A 22,414-nucleotide genomic window follows, 5' to 3' on the forward strand; every position below is an offset into this window, starting at 1 on the left:
AACCGACTCTATGGCCATCAATCTCGTCCACTACCTGCATGACGACCAAGCCTGCTGGGGCGTGGCACATGTCCACGGCATTTCGCCCATGACAGGTTCATACGCCAGCACGGCCGAACTCATCGCATCGGGCGAAGCCGACTGGCGCGCCGCGCATGGGAAGTCCCCATCGCTGCCTTACGCCGACGTGCGGCTCCTGTCGCCCGTGACCGCGCCAGCAAGGCTCTTGTGTCAAGGGGCGAACTATCGCCAGCACATGATCGAATCGGGTCTGAACCCGGACGAGAAGAGCTTCAACATGTTCTTCGAGAAGTCCGATTGCTCGCTCAATGCGCCGACTGGCAAAGTACGTCGCCCCGCCCACGTTTCACTGCTCGACTACGAGATCGAGCTCGGCCTGGTGTTCAAGACCGCCATCACCGGGCCGGTGACTGTCACTGACGGCGACTTGCACAAATACGTGTTCGGCCTGGTCATCGCCAACGACATCTCCGCGCGCGATGTCCAGCTGCCACAGATGCAGTTCTTCAAGGGCAAGAGCTATCGCGGCTTCTGCCCGGTCGGGCCATATCTTGCGGTGCTGGAGCCCTCCGACTTCCGATACCTGGATCAACTGACGCTGACATTGACGGTCAACGGCGAGGTGCGCCAGCAGGACAGCACGGCGAACCTGGTCTACAAGCCCGCCGAAACCATCACGGAGCTCTCGACCTTCAGCGACGTGGCCCCGGGCGATCTGCTGCTGACCGGAACCCCCTCCGGCTGCGCGCTGCGCGTGCCTCCACCGTTCCTGCGTCGGGTGATGCAGCTGCTGTTGAACGAAAAGAAGCTCTGGGCAGTCTTCAAGCGGACGCAGGGCCGACGTCCTCAATACCTGAAGCCGGGCGACACCGTGGCCGCGACCATCGCGAGTGCCGACCGCGTCATCGACCTTGGGGAGCAGCGCGTTGGCATCGACGGATAAAGCCCCCTCTGCTTCACTGCCCGATGTGGACGTGCTGATTGTCGGCTACGGTCCCGTCGGCGCAGCACTTGCCTGCCTGCTTGGACGCTATGGCGTGCGCGCGCTGGCAATCGACAAAGCCGGCGAGATCTATCTCGCGCCTCGCGCCATCGCACTCGACAACGAAGCGCTTCGCATCCTGCAGCTCACCGGCCTCGAGGAAGGCGCGTTCCCGACGATCGCCATTCCGCACGTGCGCATGCACTGTCCGTACGTCGGCGAGTTTGCACGCGTCAATACCAGCGGCAGTGTCAATGGCCATCCCAAGCTGGTGACCTTCTACCAGCCCGATCTGGAGCGCGCCCTGCGCGACAAGGCCGCGGAATTCGCTCATGTGAAGTTCATGCCGGCAACGGAGCTGACCTCCTTCCATGAAACACAGAACGGGGTCGAAGCCACGCTCTCGTGTTCCGACGGAAGCACCGCCAGCGTACACGCTCGCTACCTCGTGGGCGCCGACGGTGCCGGATCGATCGTGCGCAGAGCCATCGCCCAGGACTTCGGCGGAAAAACCTACGCGCAGGACTGGCTCATCGTGGATGCGCTCGATGTGCCTCGGCCTATCGACCATGTCGAGTTTCTCTGCGACCATCGCCGGCCCACGCCGCACATGGTGGCACCGGGCGGTCGTGAACGTTGGGAGTTCATGCTGCGCCCAGGCGAAACGCGCGCGCAGATCGAAAGCCCCGAGTCCATTCGCGCCCTGCTCGCTCCCTGGAGCAAGGGCCGGGAGATGCGGATCGAGCGCCAGGCGGTGTATCGCTTCCATGCAAGGTCTTGCGAGCGCTTCTCGAAAGGTCGCGTGTTCCTGGCGGGAGATGCCGCACATATCACCCCACCTTTTGCAGGCCAAGGACTGGTTGCCGGCTTGCGCGATGCAGCCAACCTTTCCTGGAAGCTGGCGTGGGTCGTACGAGGCCATGCATCGCCAGCCATCCTGGAAAGCTACGACCAGGAACGCCGGCCCCACGCACGGGAAATGATCGGCCTCGCCAAATTCATGGGCCGTCTGGTGATGCCGCGCAACGCGCTCATGGCCATCGCGGTGCACGGCACCTCTCGCCTTTTGCGCTTCATCCCCGGCTTGCGCGGCTACCTCGAGGAACTGGAGATAAAGCCGCAGAACCGCTTCGCCAAAGGGCTCTTCGTACCAGCAAGAGGTACGAAGCTGGCCCATGGCGACCTGCTGCCGCAAGGCGTGGTGCGCAAGGCTGACGGCAAATACCTTTTGAGCGACGACGCCCTGGGCCAAGACCTCACGCTCGTCGGATTCGGGCTCGATCCCGCCGCCCATCTCGACGAAGGCGCACGTCGCAGATGGGTCGCTCGCGGCGGCAACATCGTCCACTTCTGCCTGCGCGGCGAAGCTCTGCACCGCGGCGAACACAGCTACGAGGACTTCAGCAACGCACTGATCCCGGACGCCGCCCCCTATGGGTGGGCCGCGGTAGTGCGTCCGGACAGGACGGTGCTGCACGACGGACCGGTGAATGAATCGCTTCGCCTTGTCGACGAAACACTCGCCCTGCTCGACGCCGCGACTTCTTGAACCTGAATGAGATAGCACTGTGCTGGCCTACGCAATTGCCGATCGCGCGCATTCCCGTCTCTCCGCCGTGCAGATTTTCCCGGCGTCCACGCTGGCGCCCACGGAAATCCGGGTGGAGATGGCAGCGAGCTCGATCAATCCGATCGACCGCCTTCTTGTCAAAGGCTACGGATCGGCGCTCGTGAATCCCCGCGGACACTTTCCGCGGATCCTGGGTCGCGACGGGGTCGGCATGATCACGGCGATCGGCTCCGCAGTACGGCATCTGCACGTGGGCCAGCGTGTTGTTCTTGCCGTCTCACCTCGCCGCGACGGCACCTACGCAGAACAGGTCACGATTCCGAGCTCTTGCGCCTGTGCCATCAGCGACGCCCTGGCGAACGATGCCGCGGCCGTCATCGGCTATGCGGGTTCGACCGCCGTACAGGCGCTGTGGGCCGCAGATCTGGACCCTGCAGGGTCGCAGGGGCGGCGACTCATGATCCACGGGGCCAGTGGAGGACTCGGAACAATCGCGGTGCAGATTGCCGCCCGCTGGGGCGCCCAGGTGACTGCAGTGTGTTCCAGACGCAATCACGCCTGGCTGAAGGAACTCGGTGCATCACAGACGATGGACTACGAGGAAGCGTTTGGCCTGCGGGTGTTGCCGGCCGACAGCGTGGTCAATTTCGCCACGCCGGACTCGGAAGGAAGCGACCGGCGAGCGGATCCATTGCTGGCGGCATTGCAACGCACTGATGGCCGACGCGCGTACGCCACGGTGATCACACCCACATTGGGCCTCGTCACACAGCATGGTGTCGTTCCGGGTTTGCTGCGTGCCGGTGTAGATCTCGCTCGGCGAAAGGCTGGCGCGTTGCTCAACAACGTCCGCTATAGCCAAGTGCTGTTTCGCGAGGACCCGAAGGCACTGGCGACGGTGGTCGATTTCTTTTCGACTCCTGGAGCGCAATCGGTTGTGCAACGCGCACTCCTTGCCGCAGCACTTCCCGCCGAGTTTTCGGACAACGCCGAGTTGCGCACTCCAGGCAAGACGCTGGTCCATCTTTTCCCCCGCAGTCCCGCCCCCCGGTAGGAACACCGAGCCGTCCGAAGACCCGTCGGACGGAACGATCCTGCCCTTCCTCAAAAAGCCAATCATCAGGAGACAAGACAATGAAGATGCAAAGAAAGAGCACCGTGGCACTCACGATGCTTTTGTGTTCGATGGGCTGGGCCCACGCCCAGTCCGCCGGACAGTGGAAGATTGGAACCGGCTGGTTCCATGTCGCGCCCCAGTCTTCGGGCAGCCCGTTGACAGTCACGGCGCTCGGGCAGTCGACGACGGTGCAAGGAAGCTCATCGAAAGTGGGCAATGCCGACACATTCGGCATCACGGCAACCTACTTCCTGACCGACAACTTCGCCCTCGAAACCGCAATCGCCAAGCCGCCTCGTCTTCGTCTGATCGGCAAAGGCACGCTGGAGCGACTGGGTGAAGTCGGCAGCGCGGAGATCGTCAGTCCATCACTGCTGTTGCAGTACCATTTTCTCGACTCATCGGCCAAACTCCGCCCGTTTGTCGGGGCCGGCCTTTCATACGTGAAACTGAGCAAGGTCGAGCTCGCGAACTCGATCTCCAGTGGGGCCTTTCTGCGCGATCCGACACGCGGATCGCTGCTCGAAGGACCGACCAGTGCATCGTTCACCAACTCGATCGCACCAGTGGTGAGTCTGGGCGTCAACTACAACATCGACGAACACTGGTCACTGGGCTTGTCTGTCTCGTACACCCGGCTGAGCACACGGGCAACCCTTACGACGAGGTCGAACGTGGGGGATGTGATTTCGACAACCAAGGCGAAGATCAACCCGATCGTGAGTTTTCTCTCCGTCGGGTACCGGTTCTAGTGAGTTGATGTTCCCTGGCCGAGTCCTGGACCAGGTCTCAGCCAGAGTTCGTCGTGCCGGTTTCGAAGAGACTGCGCAGGCCGACAACAGGTCGGCTGAACGCTGCGCCGTAGCTGATCTACGCCAGCCGGCCTCCGATACGCGACGCGCCCTCGGTGATCAGGTGAACGATCTTTTCGAGATCGACGATGGCCAGGCGCGAGGTGTCGAAAACCAGCGAGATCGCAGCCCATGCGCCACCGTCGGTTTTCAATATCGGCGCGGCCACCGCCGCAAGCTGCGGCTCGAGTTCACCGATCGATACGTAGTGGCCTGCCTTGCGGATCGCCGCAAAGCCACGCCGGAATTCGCTCCAATCCGCGGGCAATCCACTGCGAACGATCTCGTCGTGGCGAGCGTCGAAGACCTTGCGCAATTGAGCCGGCGTGAAATTGGCCAGCAAGACCTTTGGTGCCGCGCCTTGAAACAACGGACGGGGCCGTCCACGCCCATAGGCGAGGGTGGCCGGAGCCCCGCCCATCTCGCGATGCGTGTCGAGTACTTGCATCCCGAAGAGGCCGGAGATGACGCAGTCGAACCCGGTCGCTGCGACCAGTTCGCGCATCACCGGAATGCCCTCGCGCAACACCGGGTCCGCCTTGCGGATGTAGTGGTCGAGCAGGATGATGCGAGGTCCCAGTGCGTAGTGCGAATCCTCGACACGTTGCAGAAGACCGGCTTCGAGCAGCATCCGCACATAGCGATAGCCCGTTGGCAGCGACACGTCCAGTGCCGCCGAAATATCGTCCGCAGTGCGCGTCAGGTGCGTGTCGTCGAAAAGATCGAGAACTCCCAACATGCGTCCCAAGCTGGACATGGATTTTTCCGGCACGCAAATTTCTCCAGGATGTCATGGCGCGGCAGGGAGGTATTGCGAGATGCGATCCGGATCGTGCCCCATGCGCGCGCCGCCGACAATATGTCGGCCTAACCTGAGTATCGCCGCCTGCGCGTTGTCGGCACCTGGAAGACGCAATGGACGAGCTGAGAATGGCCGAACTCGGCAATAGCAGTCACCGAACCGCGCGGTTCGACTGACATTACCCGCTGCGAAGCAGTCGACCGAAGCTAGCATGCGCGGACTGGCTGGAAGCATTCTCAGCAGACGGCCCCTGCGGCAGCGTGAATCTGCGTAACGTGATGCACTTCTCGTCCGCATTGAACTCCACCTTGATGACTTCTTTCATTGCTGATTCACATCGTGCGGCCGAGAAGCGACCAGGGCATGCTGCCGACGATGGAGACGAGAGCGAACACTCCTGCTGCGATGACCAGGATCAGCAGCACGACACAGACTCGCTCGCCGGCACCCCCATGCTTCATGCCGGGTCGCCCACCTTCAATATGAGCTTGCCCGGCTTCTTGCCCGTGAAGACCGACATCAGGAGGGCTGGCGCTTTCTCGAAGCCTTCGTGCACGTCCTCCTCGACGCGCAGCTTGCCCTGTTGCACCCATTCGGCGAGCTGCTTCGCGCCCTGGTCCAGCCGGTCGGCGAAGTAGAACAGGTGCACGCCTTCGACACGCAGCAACTGCGTGACGATCCTGCCGTAGTTCTTCGGCCCCTGGAAATTCAGGTCCGCATAGCCCTGCGACATCGCACCGCAGACCACGATGCGCCCGCGTTGCTTCATGTGCAGGAACATTTCGTCGAGGATGTCGCCACCGACGTTGTCGTAGTAGGCATCGACGCCGTCCGGGCACACCTCGCGCAGCCGCGCGGGGATGTCGTCCGTCCTGTAGTTGATCGCTGCGTCGTAGTGGCCGCTCTCCACGATCCAGCGGCACTTGTCGGCATCGCCGGCAAAGCCGATCACCTTCTTCGCGCCCAAGGCCTTGGCGATGCCTCCCACCACGTGCCCGGTGGCCCCGGTGGCGGCCGAGACCACCACCGTGTCCCCCGGCTGCACGCGCAGTTGATCCACCGTGCCGAAGTAGGCCGTCAGGCCACCCACGCCAAACATGCCCAGATTCCACGACAGCGGGTAGTTCGCCTTGGGCAGCACCCGCAGCGGCATCGGGCCGCCCGGCCGCACCACGAAGTAATCCTCCCAGGTCATGAAGCCGTCGACCAGGTCGCCTTCCTTGTAGTCGGGGTGGCGCGATCTGACGACCTGGCCGATGCCCATCGTGCGCACCGGCGTGCCGGGGGCCTGCGGCGGCATGTAGCCGCCGTCCTCGGTCATCCAGAGCCGCTGGGTCGCGTCGAAGCCGAAGTACAGCGTGCGCAGCAGCACTTCGTCTTCGCCCGGTTCGGGCACCGGGCCTTCCTTGTACTGGAAGTCGTCCGGGGTCAGGTCGCCGACGGGGCGTCGGCTCATGAGCCATTGGCGGTTGATGGGTTGGGTCACGTCTATCTCCTTGGTGGTTGTCAGTGTCTGCTCGCCGTCACTCGGCATTCACGCCGGGCATCTTGAAAAGGGCCTTGTCGAAGGCGTCATCGGGCATCCAGCGCCCTATGTGCCACGCCTTGTCGAGCGGATAACGGACGCGCGGCCGTGCCGACTCAAGGGCGTGCCGCACGGCCTCCAGCACGACGGACATCGGCGCTTCGGCCCGGTGCCGCCGCGACGCGCGCCCAGCGCTGGCGGGAAGGCGCGGGTCACCGCCAGCAGCCCGAAGACGTTGACATCGAAGACCTTGCCCGCGTCGACCTGCGTCACCGCCTGGTTCAGCGCGTCCCGGTCGGTCATGTCGAACACCAGCGGCACGAAGGCCTCGCCCCAGCACCTCGCCAGCCCGTCGGCATCGGCGAGCCGGCGCACGGCCCCGCGGACGAGGTAGCCGCGCTGCATCAGGTCTTCGGCAATGGCAAGGCCGATGCCGGAGGAAACGCCCGTGATGACGACGACGGGACGCGTTTCTCGGGTCTTGTTCGTCCTCATACTTGTCGTCTGTTGGGGATCCGCCTGCCTCAGGAGCCGTGTGTCAACTCGATGCCGCCGTCCACCACGAGCCGTGTGCCGGTCAAGTAGCGCGCCTCATCGCTGGACAGGTACAGCACCGCGTGAGCGACGTCGTCGGCGGTGCCGAACTCGCGCATCGGGATGCGCGACAGGAAGGCCTCGCGCAGGGCTTCCGGCGGGGCCCCGACCTGGGGCGACAGCGTCGAGAACAGCCCGTCGAGCAGCCGCGTCTGCACCAGCCCGGGATGCACGGAGTTGCAGCGGATGCGGTAGCCCGACTGCAGGCAGTACGAAGCCACCGAACGCGTGTACTGCGCGACGCCGGCCTTCGAGAAGCCATACGGCGCCAGCTGCGGCACCGGCGTGAGCGCCGCGATCGAGGACATGTTGACGATCGCACCGCCGTGGGCCTTCATCGCCTCGATGCCGTAGCGGCAACCCAGGAACACCCCTTCGCCGTTGATGCGCAGCATCTCGCGCCATTCCGCGAGCGAGGTGTGCTCGGGATCGGCAAATCCGTTCAGGAAGCCGATGCCGGCGTTGTTGACGAGGATGTGCAGCGGCCCGGCAGCACCGATGGTGGCCATGACCTGCGCCCAGTCGCTCTCCTTCGTCACGTCATGATGGCAATAGCGGGCACCGGTGTCGCGCGCCAGCTGCTCGCCGCGGGCATCGTCGATGTCGGTGATGAACACCGACGCGCTCTGCGCGCACATCATGCGCACGATCGCTTCGCCGATGCCCGAAGCGCCGCCGGTGATGAGCGCCGTCTTCCCGACCACGCGGCCTGTATTTTCCGGGGTCTTTTTCATGTTCATCTCGTGAAGATCAAAAGTGAGTGGGAAGTCGGGCGGTGTGCCCGCCATCGACGATCAGCTCGGTGCCGGTGACCATTGCGCTGTCGTCGCTCGCGAGGAACACGACGGCGCGAGCGACGTCATCGGGCGTTGCCACGCGTCCCAGCGGGATGTCCTGTGCGAACGCGTTGAGCATGGTCTCGCGATCGCCGAACAGCGGCAGGGCCGGATCGAACATCGCGGTGTCGACATACGACGGATGGACGGCGTTGCAGCGGATCGGGTAGCCCTTCTGGGCGCAGTGCATGGCCACGGCCTGCGTCAGCGTCCTGACGCCGCCCTTGGTCGCGCAGTAGCCCGCCGTGCTCGGCACGCCGCGCAGCCCCGACACCGAGCCCAGGTTGACGATGGCGCCCGCCTGGGCACTGCGCCGGATGGCTCGCACGCCGTGCTGGCAGCCGAGGAACACGCCGGTGAGGTTTACCGCCAGCTCGCGGTTCCACTTCTCCAGCAACAGCTCCTCGAAGTCGACCGGCGACGTGATGCCGGCGATGTTGCAGACGATGTGGATCGCACCGAAGGCCTGCTCCGAACGCTCGATCGCACCGGCCCAGCCGGCGTCCTGGGCCACGTCGAACACTTCGACGCTGGCGCGCCCGCCCTGCTCGCGCAGCAATGCCGCGGTCTGCTCGGCGCTGCTGCGTTGCACGTCGGCGACGATGACGCTTGCGCCTTCGGCCGCCAGGCGCAGTGCCGTGGCGCGGCCGATGCCTGAGCCGGCACCGGTGACCAGTGCTACCTTGTTGTTCAACTTCACGCTTGTCTCCTTTCTGTCCGTCATCGAAATCTTCTTCACGCGTTCCTGAGAGGACTGCTATCTGCCGGATCAGCAGACCTCGAACAACCCCGCGGCGCCCACTGAGCTCACGGAGCTCACGACGCCTTGCTCAGGATGTTGACGGCCACGACGGCTTCTTCCACCCCCGCCAGGCCGCCGCCGTTTTCCTGCAGCGCGATGCGGGCGCCTTCCACCTGGCGTGCGCCGGCCTCGCCGCGCAGCTGCGTCACCAGTTCAAAGAGCTGGCCGATGCCGGTGGCACTGAGCGGGTGGCCCTTGGACTCGAGGCCGCCCGAGACGTTGACCGGCAGGCGGCCACCGTGCGTGAACTCGCCGCGTTCGGCCGCCGGACCGCCTTCGCCGGGGGCCACGAACTGCAGGTTTTCGACCTGGATGATTTCGCCCATCGCCGAGGCGTCGTGCACTTCGGCCACGTCGATGTCGTCAGGGCCGACGCCGGCGATCTCATAGGCCTGCTGCGCTGCCAGGCGCCCCGCGGCCAGTTCGACCTGGTCAATGCGGCGGTGCGTGAAGCTGCGCATCACGCTGGCGGCCACCTTGATGCAGCGGCTGCGGTCGGCACCGATGCGCTTGAGGCCTTCTCCGGTGCAGACGATGGCGGCCGAGGCGCCATCGGACACCGGCGCGCACATCGGCAGCGTCAGCGGGTAGGTGATCGGCGGCGCGGCCAGCACCTCGTCGATCGTGTAGGGCTTGCGGATCTGCGAGAACGGGTTGTGCACCGAATGGTTGTGGTTCTTCGCGCAGACGGCGGCCACCTGGCGCTGCGTGATGCCGTACGTCTTCATGTAGTAGCGGCACATCGATGCGTAGACCTGCATCACTTCGCTGTACGGCTTGTCCGACTCGGAGCCCGGCGGCACTTCCACGCCGGCGCCCAGCGACAGCATGTCGGCCAGGTTCTGCTCGGCGCGGCTCACGTCCCAGCCGCCCTGGAAGACGCTGAACATCTTGGCCTTGTCGGGGATGTTCAGCTTCTCGACGCCGAGCGCCAGCGCCACGTCGGTGCTGCCGGCGCGCAGCGATTGGATCGCCAAGTGGAAGGCCGAGCTGCCGGAGGCGCAGGCGGCCTCGACGTTGAAGGTCGGGATCCCCGTGATGCCGATCTTGCCGAACACGACCTGCCCGGGCACCAGGATCTGTCCCTGCAGATAACCGTTGGTCGCACCCGCGTAGAAGGCGGTGCCGATGTCGCTGGCCTGGCAGCCCGCGTCCTTCAGCGCGCCGTCCAGCGCCTCCTGGGCGAGGTTGTCCAGCGGACGTTCCAGGTGTCGCCCGAAGACGGTCATTGCGATGCCAGCGATGTAGATGTCGTTCATGTCGAGAGTTCCTTTGAATTTCAGGTCTTGCGTTGGGCCTGCTGCCAGAACTGCTGGGCGCAGCTCCTTCTCGAGCACCCCGGATCAGGGATTGCTCCAGCCCTCCGCATAGAGCTGCTGGCAAAGAAGCCCAAGGCGCATGGTCACCGTGTAGCTCTCGCCATCCCCGATAAGGGAGGGGCGTGCGTCGCGGAACAGCTTCTCGATGGGATATTCGCGTGTCGTGCCCACCCCGCCGAAAAGCTGGAGCGCCTCGTGGGCCACTTTCATCGCCTCTTCGGTGACCGTCACTTTGTTGGCTGCGGTGACGTAAGGGTGGGGCCGCTCCGAAAGGCGTGCAAACGCGAGTGAGCGCCGCGCCGTCGCGCGGGCCAGTTCAATCCGGCGCAGCATGTCGCCGAGACGATATCGGGTCAGCTGATGATCGATCAGCAGCCTTCCGCCCTGTTTACGTTCATGGCAGTACTGCAGCGCCATCTCGAACGCCGCGCGGGCGAGGCCCACGAATATCGGCGACGTGTGTGCTCCGGCGTAAGCCCACACCGAAGCAAAGTTGCCGCAGTACTCGTCTTTCAATGCGACGGCGAAGCGTTTCGGCACACGAACGTTGTCGAAATAGATTTCCCCTTGAGGAAGCGCGCGCAGGCCGATTTTCTCAAGCGGCTTGCCGCGCGACACGCCGGGAAGGTCGAGAGGGATGATCACCGCGACACCGTGCGGCCGGCCTTGCTTGTCGTGGCGCCCGTCGCCATAGTCAGCGCTCATGTAGGCGACGGCCACCTGCGCCACCGCGCCGTTGGAGACCCAGGCGGAGCTTTGGCCGTTGATGACGATCTCGTCCTCGCCGACCTTGCCCCACAGATTGCCCGTGTTGCCCGGCACGCCTGCAGGCCAGTCACGCTGCATGTCGAAGATCTGGAAGTCGCTGCCGAAGTCGGGCTTGGTGCCGATCCAGCACCCGATGCGGCCGGCACACAGCTCGGCGAGTTCCTGCTTTCCGGCGGCAAGCGCCAGTTGCATCGGGAAGTTGGCGATGCCCAGCGAAAGAGCGAGCCCGCTGTCGCCCCACCCCATCTCCTCGGCGATCATCGATTCCATGCGCAACGCCGTCTCTTGGGGGAGCGAAGCGAACTGTGCGGGATCTACGCCGAGCTTCGCGAACTCTGCAAAGACCGAGTAATAAGGCGATCCTGGGGCGATGGCCTGCTCCGCGGTCATCTTGTCCAGCGCCGTGCCCGTCGGGCGGAGGACTTCCTTGGCAAACCGATGAAGCACCTCCTGAACCGCGCGCTCCTCTTCGGACAGCGGCGTTTCGAAACCGGAGAGGCAAACGTCCGGCAAATTCAGTTCAGTTTTCAGTTCCAGCACGTTCGTCTCCTTTGGATTCAGATCTTGCGTTGGGCCTGCTGCCAGAACTGCTGGCGCAGGTCTTTCTTGAGCACCTTGCCGGCAAGACTGCGGGGCAACGATGCGATGAAGTCCACCGACTTCGGCGCCATCACGCTGCCCAGGCGCTCCTTGCAAAGCGCGATCAGTTCGTCGGCACTGGCGCTCTGGCCGGGGTTCAGCTCGACGACCGCCTTGACGGCCTCGCCCCACTTCTCGTCGGGCACGCCGATCACGGCGCAGTCCTGCACCGCGGGGTGCGACCACAGCACCTGCTCGACCTGGCTCGGGTAGACGTTGAAGCCGCCCGTGATGATCATGTCCTTCTTGCGGTCGGTGATGTGCAGCCGGTGCTCGCCATCGAAGTGGCCGATGTCGCCTGTGTGCAACCAGCCGTCGACGATGGTCTCGGCGGTCTTCTCGGGATCCTTGTAATAACCCTTCATCACGATGTCGCCGCGCACGCAGATCTCGCCTGTCTCGCCGTCAGGCAGGATCCGGCCATCGTCATCCATGATCTCGACCCGCACCAGCGGGTTGGTGTGACCCACCGACGACAGGCGCTCGTCGGACGCCAACTCCCCGCCCACCATGTGCTCGTCGGGCCGCAGGATGGAAATGCCGGCCGGCGCTTCGGTCTGGCCGTAGCCGCCCATCATGATCGGCCCGAAGATCTCGATGGCCTTCTTGAGTTTTTCCACCGACATCGGCGCCGCGCCATACATCAGGTACTTCATCGACGAGAAGTCGGCTTCGGCAATGCCGGGCATCTCCAGCAGCCGGTAGATCACCGTGGGGGGCAGGAAGAACTCCGTCACCCGGTGCCGGGCCACGTTCTCGATCAGCGCGGCGGGATCGGGCTTGGTGAGCACCACCACCGTGCCGCCTTGCGCGGTGCAGGGCACCGACAACATGCCGGCCGCATGCGTCATCGGCGCCATCGTCAGGTTCACCGGCCGCGTGCCGTCCCGGTAGGGGCACATGATCAGCGAGAAGCCGACGAAGGTCTGCAGGCTGCGGTGCGTGTTCATCACGCCCTTGGGCGTGCCGGTCGTGCCACCGGTCGGCGTCAGCATGACCACGTCGTCCATCTCGTAAGGGACGACCGGCATGGCCGCCGAGGCGTGCGCGAGCCATGAATCCAATGACGGCGCCCAAGGGAGATCGGCGTCGATGCAAACCCAGTGCTTGACCTTCTTCAGGACGCCGCGCAACGAGTCCACCATGGGCGCATAGGCGTTCTGAAAGAACAGGATCTCGCAGTCGAAGGTGTCGATGACGTAGCGGTTCTCCTCTGCCGAGCTGCGCGGATTCACCGGCAGCCACGCCTTGTTGGCGCGCCACAGGCCCAGCGTGCAGGTCCATGCGATGACGTCGTTGCCCGACCAGACCGCTCCCTTGGCTTCCTTCGGCAGGCCCAGTGCCAGGAGCTTGTTGGCTATGCGGCAGGACAGCGCGCCCACCTCGTTGTACGTGAAGACCCGCTCGCCCTGGATGTAGGCGGCGCCGGCCGGGTTCAGGCGCCAGCCGCGGTCGAAGAAGTCGATGACTGCCATGATGTTGATTCGTTCGAGTTCGGAAATGGGTGTCAGGGGTTGGACCAGCCCTCGGCGTACAGCTGCTGGGCCAGCAGGCCCAGGCGCATGGTCAAGGTGTAGTTCTCGCCGTCCTCGATGAGCGCCGATCGCGCGTCGCGGAACAGCTTCTCGATCGGGTATTCGCGCGTTGTGCCGACACCGCCGAAAAGCTGGAAGGCCTCGTGCACCACCTTCATCGCTTCCTCGGTCACCGTCACCTTGCCTGAGGCAGTGACGTAGGGATGACTGCGGGGCGACAGGCGCGCGAACGCCTGCACCCGCCGCGCCGTGGCACGCGACAGCTCGATGCGGCGCAGCATGTCGCCCAGGCGATAGCGAGTCAGCTGGTGGTCGATCAGCAGCCGACCCCCTTGCCTGCGTTCATGGCAGTACTGCAGCGCATGCTCGAACGCCGCGCGCGCGACGCCGGTGAAGATGTGCGCCATGTGCGTGCCGGCATTCGACCAGGCCGACGCGAAGTTGCCGTCGTAGTCGTCCTTCAGCGCGATCGCGAAGCGCTTGGGGATGCGCACGTTGTCGAAGTAGATCTCGCCCTGCGGCAGCGCGCGCTGGCCGATCTTCTCCAGGGGCTTGCCGCGCGACACGCCGGGCAGGTCGAGCGGAACGATCGCGGCCACGCCGTACGGCCGGCCTTGCTTGTCGTGCCGCCCGTCGCCATAGTCAGCGCTCATGTAGGCGACGGCCACCTGCGCCACCGCACCGTTGGAGACCCAGGCGGAGCTTTGGCCGTTGATGACGATCTCGTCCTCGCCGACCTTGCCCCACAGATTGCCCGTGTTGCCCGGCACGCCTGCCGGCCAGTCACGCTGCATGTCGAAGATCTGGAAGTCGCTGCCGAAGTCGGGCTTGGTGCCGATCCAGCACCCGATGCGACCGAGGGTCAGACCGAGCAACTCCTGGTTGCCCAAGGCGGACGCCACCTCGAGGGCCATGCTCCCGGCCCCGATCGAGACGGCCAGGCCGCTGTCTCCCCAGCCGAGCTCCTCGCTGATCATCGATTCGACGCGCAACGCCATCTCCGGGGGCAGCGAAGCCATCGCAGCGGAATCGAGGCCCAGCTTCGCGAACTCCGGCCAGAGCGAGTAGTACGGCGAGCCGGGCGCCACCACCTGTTCGGCCGTCATCTTGTCAAGCTCGGTGCCCAGCGGACGCAACACGTCCTTCGCGAAACGATGCATCGTCTGCTGGATGGCGCTCTCCTCTTCGGACAGCGGGGTCTCGAAGCCGGTCAAGCTGACAGCCGGGAGCGTCAGGTCTTTCTTCAGGTTCAGCATGTCGGTTCCTTCGTTCAGGTGTTCGGCGGACCCGCGGGGATGCCCTCGTCGAACTTGGCGAGGCGGTCGTCCAGCACGACCCACGGCTGGGCACGGCTGGTGAAGAGGTCCAGGGCGGGCGGATACAGGCTGGCGTCATCCAGCGTGCCGGCCGAGATCAGCGCGATCTCGGGCTTCTCGGCGATCCTGCCGAGCACCTGCGAGCCGCAGTTGGGGCAGAAGCCGCGCGACACGGCATGACCGGCGTTGCTGGTGGACGTGTGATAGCGCAGCTCGCCACGCACGAAGCGGAACGCCGCGGCGGGCACGATGCGCACCGACGAATACGCGGTGCCGGTGTAGCGCTGGCAGACGCTGCAATGGCAGTTCAGCGACACGACGGGCTCGGCCGTGCACTCGTAGCGCACGTCGCCACAGGCACAGCCGCCTTGCAGCTTCACAGGGCTTGATGGGTTGTTCATTTCGCGGTGGCCTCCAGTGATGAAACGAGTTCCGGCACGGCGGTGAACAGGTCGTCGACCAATCCGTAGTCGGCCACGCCGAAGATCGGCGCCTCCGCATCCTTGTTGATCGCGACGATCACCTTGGAGTCCTTCATGCCCGCCAGGTGCTGGATGGCGCCGGAAATGCCGCACGCCACATAGAGCTGGGGCGCGACGATCTTGCCGGTCTGGCCCACCTGCAGGTCGTTGGGCGCATAGCCCGCATCGACCGCCGCGCGGCTGGCGCCGATCGCAGCGCCCAGCTTGTCGGCCAGCGGCGTCATCACGTCGTGGAACTTCTCGCTCGAGCCGAGCGCGCGGCCGCCAGAGACGATGATCTTCGCGGCGGTCAGTTCGGGGCGGTCGCTCTTGGCGATCTCGCAGCTTTCGAACTTGCTCTTGCCCGTGTCGCCCACCGCGCCAGCCGTTTCGACACCAGCGCTGCCGCCGGTGGCAGCAGCCGGATCGAACGCGGTCGTGCGCACGGTGATCACCTTCACCGCATCGCTGCTCTGCACGGTGGCGATGGCGTTGCCGGCATAGATCGGGCGCTCGAACGTGTCGGCGCTGTCAACCTTCGTGATGTCGGAGATCTGAGCCACGTCCAGCTTCGCGGCCACGCGCGGCGCCACGTTCTTGCCGCTCGCGGTGGCGGGGAACAGGATGTGGCCGTAGTTGCCGGCGATGGCCAGCACCTGCGCCGCGACGTTCTCGGCCAGACCGTGCGCGAACTGCTCGCCGTCGGCGTGGATCACCTTCGCCACACCGGCGATCTGGCTCGCGGCCTTGGCGGCCTCACCGGCATTCGCGCCAGCAACCAGCACGTGAACGTCACCGCCGCAAGCAGCGGCGGCAGTCACGGTGTTCAGGGTCGCAGCCTTGATGGACGCGTTGTCGTGTTCTGCAATCACCAGGGCGGCCATATCAGATCACCTTCGCTTCGGTCTTGAGCTTTTGCAGCAACGTCGCGGCGTCCGGCACCTTGATGCCCGCGCTGCGCTTAGTCGGCTCGGTCACTTTCAGCGTCTTGAGGCGCGGCTTCACGTCCACGCCCAGGTCTTCAGGCTTCACCGTGTCCAGCTGCTTCTTCTTCGCTTTCATGATGTTGGGCAGCGTCACGTAGCGCGGCTCGTTCAGGCGCAGGTCGGTGGTGACCACCGCGGGCAGCGGCATGCTGATCGTCTCGAGGCCGCCGTCGACTTCGCGCGTGACCTTGGCCTTGCCGTCGGCCACTTCCAGCTTCGATGCGAAGGTGGCCTGTGGCAGGTCGGCCAGCGCGGCCAGCATCTGGCCCGTCTGGTTGGCGTCGTCGTCGATCGCCTGCTTGCCAAGGACCACCAGACCCGGCTGCTCCTTGTCGACCAGCGCCTTCAGCAGCCTGGCCACGGCCAGCGGCTGCAGCTCTTCATCCGTCTGCACGAGGATGGCGCGATCAGCGCCGATGGCCATCGCTGTGCGCAGGGTCTCCTGGCACTGCTGCACGCCGCAGGAGACGGCGATGACTTCCGTTGCCACGCCCTTCTCTTTCAGGCGCACGGCCTCTTCGACGGCGATCTCGTCAAAAGGGTTCATCGACATCTTCGCGTTCGCGATGTCCACGCCCGAGCCGTCGGACTTCACGCGCACCTTCACGTTGTGGTCCACGACCCGCTTGACTGAAACAAGAATCTTCATTCGTTGACTCCGATTGATCCGTCACGCCTGCAGCGCCCACTCGTCCAGCGTTGCGTCGCTGCCGTTCATCGCCGTCACGGCCAGCGCGCCGGCCTGCGGCAGCACATGCGTGGCATAGAAGCGGGCTGAGGCCAGCTTGGCCCGCAGGAAGGATTCGCTCTCGCCGGCGTCGCCCGCATCCAGCAGACGGCTCGCCGCCAGCGCAGCGCGGGTCATCAGCCATCCGCCGGCGACGATGCCCGCGAGCTTGAGGAACGGCACGGCCACGGCGAGCACATCGAGCGGTCGCTCGCGCTGCGCCTGGGCGATCCATTGCGCGACCATCCGCACGGAGGCGACGCCTTCCCCGAGCCGCGATGCGAGGTCCGCCAGTGTCGGCTGGGCCGTCGTCTCGGCCAGCGTGCGGTCCACTTGCGCCAGCCAGCGGTTCAGTGATGCCCCGCCGTCGCGCAAGACCTTGCGGGCGATCAGGTCGTTGGCCTGGATGCCGGTGGTGCCTTCGTAGATCGGGGCGATCAGCACGTCACGCAGCGGCTGCGACGCGCCGCTCTCGGTGACATACCCCATGCCGCCGTGGATCTGCACGGACGTGCGGGTCACCTCCACGGCCGTCTCCGTCGCCCAGCCCTTGAAGATCGGAATCATCAGGTCGACGAAGTCCTGGCGCTCCTGGCGCACCATCGGATCCGAATGGCCATCGGCCAGGTCCAGCGCCCCCGCGAGCATGTAGCCCAGCGCGCGCATCGCCTCGGTCTGGCTGCGCATCGACAACAGCATGCGCCGCACGTCGGGGTGGCGAATGATCGGCACGGGCAGTGCACTGCCTTCGGCAGCACGTCCCTGCACGCGCTCGCGGGCGTACGCCAGGGCCTGGCGATAGGCCCGCTCGCTGAGCGCCACCCCTTCCATGCCGACGAGGATCCGCGCCTGGTTCATCATCACGAACATGGTCTGCAAACCCATGTTCTCCCCGCCGAGGAGCCATGCCACCGCACCCTCGCCGGCGTCCCCGTAGACCATCGTGCAGGTCGGACTGCCATGGTTACCGACCTTGTGCTCGATGCCGGCGCACTGCACGTCGTTGCGCGCGCCCTGCCAGCCCTCCTGCGGCAGGAACTTCGGCACCACGAACAGCGAAATGCCCTTGGAGCCTTCCGGCGCACCGGCCACGCGAGCGAGCACGAGGTGGACGATGTTGTCCGTCAGGTCGTGGTCGCCGAAACTGATGAAGATCTTCTGGCCGAAAATGCGGTAGGTCCCGTCGCCGGCCGGCACCGCCCGCGTGCGCAGCGCGCCCACGTCCGAGCCCGCTTGCGGCTCGGTGAGGTTCATCGTCGCCGTCCACTCGCCGCTGACGAGCCGGGGCAGGTAGTACGCCTTCAGCGCGTCGTCGGCCCCCACCATCAGCGCGTGCACCGCGGCATCGGTCAGGCCGGGACACATGCAGAAGGCCTTGTTGGCCCCGATGAAAATCTCGCGCACTGCGGCAGACAGCAGCGTGGGCATGCCCTGGCCGCCGTATTCGATGGGCATCGCCAGGCGGTTCCAGCCGCCCTCGACGTACTGCCGGTACGCGTCCTTGAAACCCGGAGTCGCCTTCACGCCTTCGGCGCTCCAGCGTGCGCCATCGCGGTCCCCGGTCGCGTTCAGCGGCTCCAGCACGCCTTCGGCCAGACGCGACGCTTCGATCAGGATCGAGCCGGTGAGTTCGTCGTCGGCCAGGACCTCGGCGTTCGGCAGTTGCGCGACGCGGTCGAGGTCCGCCAGTTCGCGCAGCACGAAGCGCGACTCCTCAAGGGGTACGAGGTACGAGGTCACTGGGTCTGCATCGAAGCGAGGATGCGATCGATCGTGGCGGGCAGATCAATTTCGTTTTCACGCGTCTGGCCGGCCTGGATCAACGCCTCGTTCGCGCGCGGCATGAAACCCTGCCGGACCGCGGCGCGCATCGCGTCGTTCTCGGCCGCGAAGCCTTCGAACAGCGAATCGGCCATCGACGCGAACGTGCGCTTGATGACGTCGCGGTTGGACGCGATCGCGTGCGCCGGGCGCAGCGCGATGCGGCGCGCAAGCGTGTCGACATAGGCGCGCAGCTCGTCGTCCACCAGCGCGCGGTTGACGATGCCGTACTGCTGCGCCTCTTCGCCGCTGAAGTCGCGGCCACTCAGCGTCACCTCCAGCGCGCGCGCCGGGCCGCACATCATCGCCAGCCGCGTCATGCCGCCGCCGCAGGGCAGGAAGCCCAGGCTGGTCTCGGGAATGCAGAAGCGTGCCGACCGGCTGGCGAAGCGCATCGTCATGCCCAGGATCATCTCGAGGCCGCCACCGCGGCATACGCCGTTGACCTCGGCGATGGTGATCTGCGGCAGGTTGCCAATGCAGGTGGTCAGCGACTGCAGGATGTTGATCTCGTCGTAGCGGCCCTTCGCCGCCGGGTCGGTCGACGAAGTCGCGAACTCGGTGGCATCGAAGTGCGCGATGAAGAAATCGGGCACGGCGCTGTCGAACACCACCACCTTGATCGACGGGTCGACCGTCAGGCGCCCGACCAGGCCAAACAGTTCTCTGACCATGCCGACGTTCAGCAGGTTCACCGGGGGGTTCTTGATCGACACGCGCATCACCGCGCCATCGACACGGGTGGCAAGCAATGGGTCACTCATGTTCATCTCCTTCTGTTTCGGATGGCTGCGGCGTTCAGACGATGCGCTCGACCTTCAGGTTCGAGAGTCCGTGGGTGCGCAACGCGGCGTGCAGCTCGCGATGGCCGAACGCCTGGCAGGGCGAGCGGAAGCCGGCGACGTCGATGTGGCCGCGCGCCAGCCGCGTGGCCGCATAGGCCTGCAGGCAAGCCGTCTGCAAGTAGCCTCCGACACCGTAGATCGTGCATTTGGCGGCCACGTTGGTGCCGCGGCCGTGCGTCCAGTCCATCGTGCGATGCACGTGGCGCGACTCGCGCGGAGGCATGGCGGGCGTCATGTTCGCAGCCAGCTTGTCCATCAAGGGCACGAGCTGTTCTTCCGGAATCCATTGCAGCTGCACCTTGTAGGCCCGCTCCAGCTCCTGGACCCGCTTGTACAGCTGGGGGTTGGACATCGCCACGGTCATCTTGCAGTTGCGCACTCTCGGGTCGCCATGGAACCAGATCGGGTTCGACGTGCCGCCCCAATGCGTGCCGGTCACCACCGCACCGCTGGGCAGGAGGACGTTCTGCACGTCCAGGTCCTGGTACTCGACCAGCTCGTTGTCCACGAGGTAGCGCGCCTTGTCGCGCATCAGCGAATCGAAGATGCTCTCGGCAGAGTTCTGAGTCGGCACCGCCACGCCGTACATGAACATGTCGAGCGAATCGATCCCCTCGGTCTCCATGACGTAGCGCGCGGAGATTTCGCTGACGGAATACATGCACGCCATCGACGGCACGACCAGCAGGCCGGCCTTGCGGAAGTCGGCGTCCCAGCGCTCTCGCACCTTGGCGACGTGGATCTGTTCGCCCGCCGTGTCGAGGTAGTGGATGCCGGCCTTCAGTGCCGCCTCGATGACGGTGTTGGCGCGGCGCGCGAACGGCCCCACCGTGTTGCAGACCACGCGGCGGCCGCGGAACAGCTTGGCCAGCGCCTCGACATCGTGCTCGACCTCGACGATCTCGTACTGGCAATCCTCGATGCCCGGCACGGCCTTCATAGCCTCTTCAAGCCGGGCGCGGCTGCGACCGGCCGCGATGAAGGGAACTCGGTAGTCGCGCAGATACTCGGCGACCTGGCGGCCGGTGTACCCGCTTGCGCCGTAGATGACCACAGGGTAGTTGTTGCTCATGCTTTGTTCTCCATGAAACGGTGTTGAAGGCCGCATGCGGCGGGTCACAGATCGACGCGCGGAAAAGCGTCCAGGGGGTTGAAGCGGCCACGCAGCGGCATGTCGGTGCGCAACGGGTCGTGCGCGAGCCCCTGGGCCGCAAAGAGGCGATCAAGAGGCTGTTTGACGCGCGTGTCCGATGCCTCTTGCGGCGGTGACACGTTCGCAGCGTGCACTGCGGGGAAAGTGGCCAGGAGGCTGGCCGTGTCGATGGCCTGCGGCGCAGCCACAGGCTTCGTCGAAGTGAATAGCCCCATTGTTGTCTCCGTTTTGTGATTAATGGCTTATCGGGCAACGAATCCTCCCGCTTGCACCGAATGGCGTCACCAGTCGTTCGGTCAACAGTTTCGAAATAAATTGACCAAATGGCGTAATATCAAGCCATGTCGCAAACCACCGAACGCTCGATCCGGACGGCTGTGCGGCACGTGGCTATCGCGCTGTTGCCCGAACTGCACTCGATCGGCGAGGGCATGGTGGTTCACCTGGGCGAGGAGATGCCGGAGATGTCGCATCCGGGGACCTTGGGCCTTGCTCGCACCGCATGCCATGCCAACTCCAAGCTCTTGCTGGAAGCGCTGTCCTGTGGCGTCCCACCGGAGGAACTGACGCCATCGACGGAGGTGGTGCTAGCCACCCGCGCCAGCGTTCAATACGGGGTCAATCACGACAACGTCATGCGCGGATACCGCCTGGGAACCGCCTACTGGTGTAAACGGTGGGCGCAAGCCGTGGAGAAACATTGCACCGACGCATCGCTGGCGGTCCCGGTCACCAGCTATGGCATCACCTTCCTTTTCGCTTGGCTGGAAGTGGCCTCGACCCGCCTTGGCGCCGAGTTCCGTGACGAGACGGAGCGGCAAGCCCGCGAAGGCTCGCTCGCATGGGCGGCATACGTTCGAAGTGCTCTGACCAGCGAAGATCTCGATGCTCGCGAGGCAAGCCTGCGTCTTGGCTACGACCTTGGCGGTCACCATGTCGCGCTGGTGCTGAGCCATTACCGAAGCGGTGATCACACGGCGTTGGACTCGACCGCTTTCGAGATCGCCGCCGCGGCGTCGAGACTGAAGCCTCTGGTCGTTCGCGTGGACGTCGATACCACCTGGTGCTGGATACCTTCCCGGGCCGCCCTGGACTTGCCGGAATCGCGCGCAGCCATCCTGATCGGCCAAGGCCGTCCGGGCAGCGGCCTGTCTGGGTTCCGGCGCAGCCACCGCGAAGCGGTGGAGGCCCTTCGCGTGGCGCGCCTGGCAGGATCTCCAGTTGGAAGCGTCAGCCGCTTCGACCAGATCGAACTGGCCGCCCTGTGCAGCAATGACCCTGACTATTGCCGCGTCTTCATTGCCGAAACGCTTGGGCCCCTTGCAGCACAGACAAAAGAGGTGCGCCGATTGCGAGCCACGCTGGATGCGTACTTCAAGGCCAACTGCAGCCTTCGCGGGACAGCAGCTGAAATGGGTTTGCATCACAACACAGTCCGCTACCGGCTGGACCGGGCCACAGACTTGCTGGGGCGCTCACCCGATGAGGAGCGCTTGCAACTGGAACTCGCCTTGCATCTGGCGAGCAGGCTCGGCATTGGCAATTAGGTCGAGCGTTCGGAGAAGCAAGCGCGCGGCGCGGGTTAAAGAGAGAACGAGGATCGCGCCGGCCACGTCCTCACTTGCCGCAGGCCAGGGCGGGTCGCGCACGAAGCCACGAAGCCACGAAGCCGGCCTGGGAAAACGTCAATCTGACTTGACGGATTTTGATGCACCCTGAGGTTTGACCCTGTCTGTTGGATTCC

General features: G+C 65.1%; 22 protein-coding genes. 5 read left to right on the forward strand and 17 right to left on the reverse strand.

Going from position 1 to position 22,414, the window contains the following annotated elements; all coding sequences use genetic code 11:
• The first annotated feature begins 10 nt into the window (after nucleotides 1-10).
• The 4 genes from AC1VNX_RS24435 (at nucleotide 11) to AC1VNX_RS24450 (ending at nucleotide 4,442) form a co-directional block, all read left to right on the forward strand.
• Nucleotides 11-964: a fumarylacetoacetate hydrolase family protein gene (locus AC1VNX_RS24435; protein WP_483160225.1), complete on the forward strand. Its 954-nt coding sequence runs from the start codon at nucleotides 11-13 to the stop codon at nucleotides 962-964.
• Nucleotides 948-2,552 carry a bifunctional 3-(3-hydroxy-phenyl)propionate/3-hydroxycinnamic acid hydroxylase gene (locus tag AC1VNX_RS24440; RefSeq protein ID WP_483160226.1) on the forward strand — a complete coding sequence of 535 codons (1,605 nt, stop codon included), beginning with the start codon at nucleotides 948-950 and terminating at the stop codon, nucleotides 2,550-2,552. Before AC1VNX_RS24435 ends, AC1VNX_RS24440 begins: the two co-directional genes overlap by 17 nt.
• 19 nt (nucleotides 2,553-2,571) lie before the next feature.
• On the forward strand, nucleotides 2,572-3,627 hold the full coding sequence (locus AC1VNX_RS24445) for an alcohol dehydrogenase catalytic domain-containing protein (protein WP_483160227.1): 1,056 nt from the start codon (nucleotides 2,572-2,574) through the stop codon (nucleotides 3,625-3,627).
• 80 nt (nucleotides 3,628-3,707) lie between these two features.
• Nucleotides 3,708-4,442 carry an OmpW/AlkL family protein gene (locus tag AC1VNX_RS24450; protein WP_483160228.1) on the forward strand — a complete coding sequence of 245 codons (735 nt, stop codon included), beginning with the start codon at nucleotides 3,708-3,710 and terminating at the stop codon, nucleotides 4,440-4,442.
• Nucleotides 4,443-4,560: 118 nt separating this feature from the next.
• Here the strand turns inward: AC1VNX_RS24450 and AC1VNX_RS24455 are convergent, their stop codons facing one another.
• The 17 genes from AC1VNX_RS24455 to AC1VNX_RS24535 all read right to left on the reverse strand — a co-directional run bounded on the left by AC1VNX_RS24455 (nucleotide 4,561) and on the right by AC1VNX_RS24535 (nucleotide 20,885).
• Nucleotides 4,561-5,313, reverse strand: coding sequence for an IclR family transcriptional regulator (locus AC1VNX_RS24455; protein ID WP_483160229.1), 753 nt, complete (start codon nucleotides 5,311-5,313; stop codon nucleotides 4,561-4,563).
• A gap of 362 nt (nucleotides 5,314-5,675) precedes the next feature.
• Nucleotides 5,676-5,804 (reverse strand): hypothetical protein, encoded by a 129-nt coding sequence (locus AC1VNX_RS24460; RefSeq protein ID WP_483160230.1) that lies wholly within the window; start codon nucleotides 5,802-5,804, stop codon nucleotides 5,676-5,678.
• A complete protein-coding gene (locus AC1VNX_RS24465) occupies nucleotides 5,801-6,829 on the reverse strand; it encodes an NADP-dependent oxidoreductase (protein ID WP_483160231.1) in 1,029 nt (342 codons plus the stop codon). Before AC1VNX_RS24465 ends, AC1VNX_RS24460 begins: the two co-directional genes overlap by 4 nt.
• A 105-nt stretch (nucleotides 6,830-6,934) precedes the next feature.
• Nucleotides 6,935-7,363 (reverse strand): SDR family oxidoreductase, encoded by a 429-nt coding sequence (locus AC1VNX_RS24470; protein ID WP_483160232.1) that lies wholly within the window; start codon nucleotides 7,361-7,363, stop codon nucleotides 6,935-6,937.
• A 29-nt stretch (nucleotides 7,364-7,392) separates the two neighbouring features.
• Complete coding sequence (locus tag AC1VNX_RS24475; protein WP_483160233.1) at nucleotides 7,393-8,196, reverse strand: SDR family oxidoreductase; 804 nt, start codon at nucleotides 8,194-8,196, stop codon at nucleotides 7,393-7,395.
• Nucleotides 8,197-8,212: 16 nt separating this feature from the next.
• A complete protein-coding gene (locus AC1VNX_RS24480) occupies nucleotides 8,213-8,998 on the reverse strand; it encodes an SDR family NAD(P)-dependent oxidoreductase (RefSeq protein WP_483160234.1) in 786 nt (261 codons plus the stop codon).
• Between the two features lie 116 nt (nucleotides 8,999-9,114).
• Nucleotides 9,115-10,359 (reverse strand): thiolase family protein, encoded by a 1,245-nt coding sequence (locus tag AC1VNX_RS24485; protein ID WP_483160235.1) that lies wholly within the window; start codon nucleotides 10,357-10,359, stop codon nucleotides 9,115-9,117.
• An 84-nt stretch (nucleotides 10,360-10,443) separates the two neighbouring features.
• On the reverse strand, nucleotides 10,444-11,727 hold the full coding sequence (locus AC1VNX_RS24490) for an acyl-CoA dehydrogenase family protein (RefSeq protein WP_483160236.1): 1,284 nt from the start codon (nucleotides 11,725-11,727) through the stop codon (nucleotides 10,444-10,446).
• A gap of 17 nt (nucleotides 11,728-11,744) precedes the next feature.
• Nucleotides 11,745-13,301, reverse strand: coding sequence for an AMP-binding protein (locus AC1VNX_RS24495; RefSeq protein ID WP_483160237.1), 1,557 nt, complete (start codon nucleotides 13,299-13,301; stop codon nucleotides 11,745-11,747).
• A gap of 32 nt (nucleotides 13,302-13,333) precedes the next feature.
• Entirely contained in the window at nucleotides 13,334-14,617 is a 1,284-nt protein-coding gene (locus AC1VNX_RS24500; protein ID WP_483160238.1) for an acyl-CoA dehydrogenase family protein, read from the reverse strand.
• Nucleotides 14,618-14,631: 14 nt separating this feature from the next.
• Nucleotides 14,632-15,078 carry a GFA family protein gene (locus AC1VNX_RS24505; RefSeq protein ID WP_307636270.1) on the reverse strand — a complete coding sequence of 149 codons (447 nt, stop codon included), beginning with the start codon at nucleotides 15,076-15,078 and terminating at the stop codon, nucleotides 14,632-14,634.
• A complete protein-coding gene (locus AC1VNX_RS24510; RefSeq protein ID WP_483160239.1) occupies nucleotides 15,075-16,022 on the reverse strand; it encodes an electron transfer flavoprotein subunit alpha/FixB family protein in 948 nt (315 codons plus the stop codon). Before AC1VNX_RS24510 ends, AC1VNX_RS24505 begins: the two co-directional genes overlap by 4 nt.
• A gap of 1 nt (nucleotide 16,023) precedes the next feature.
• Nucleotides 16,024-16,773, reverse strand: a complete 750-nt coding sequence (locus AC1VNX_RS24515) for an electron transfer flavoprotein subunit beta/FixA family protein (protein WP_483160240.1) — start codon at nucleotides 16,771-16,773, stop codon at nucleotides 16,024-16,026.
• Nucleotides 16,774-16,794: 21 nt separating this feature from the next.
• A complete protein-coding gene (locus AC1VNX_RS24520; RefSeq protein ID WP_483160241.1) occupies nucleotides 16,795-18,552 on the reverse strand; it encodes an acyl-CoA dehydrogenase family protein in 1,758 nt (585 codons plus the stop codon).
• Nucleotides 18,553-18,587: 35 nt separating this feature from the next.
• Complete coding sequence (locus tag AC1VNX_RS24525; RefSeq protein ID WP_483160242.1) at nucleotides 18,588-19,436, reverse strand: enoyl-CoA hydratase/isomerase family protein; 849 nt, start codon at nucleotides 19,434-19,436, stop codon at nucleotides 18,588-18,590.
• A gap of 34 nt (nucleotides 19,437-19,470) precedes the next feature.
• The gene (locus tag AC1VNX_RS24530) at nucleotides 19,471-20,589 is read right to left on the reverse strand and encodes a saccharopine dehydrogenase family protein (RefSeq protein ID WP_483160243.1); all 1,119 of its coding nucleotides are present in this window, start codon (nucleotides 20,587-20,589) and stop codon (nucleotides 19,471-19,473) included.
• A gap of 44 nt (nucleotides 20,590-20,633) precedes the next feature.
• Complete coding sequence (locus AC1VNX_RS24535; RefSeq protein ID WP_483160244.1) at nucleotides 20,634-20,885, reverse strand: hypothetical protein; 252 nt, start codon at nucleotides 20,883-20,885, stop codon at nucleotides 20,634-20,636.
• Between the two features lie 126 nt (nucleotides 20,886-21,011).
• On the opposite strand from AC1VNX_RS24535, the gene AC1VNX_RS24540 reads away from it, so the two are divergent.
• Entirely contained in the window at nucleotides 21,012-22,217 is a 1,206-nt protein-coding gene (locus tag AC1VNX_RS24540) for a PucR family transcriptional regulator (RefSeq protein WP_483160245.1), read from the forward strand.
• Nucleotides 22,218-22,414 lie beyond the last annotated feature (197 nt).

It is taken from the genome of Variovorax sp. TLI9-5A (genome assembly GCF_056867935.1).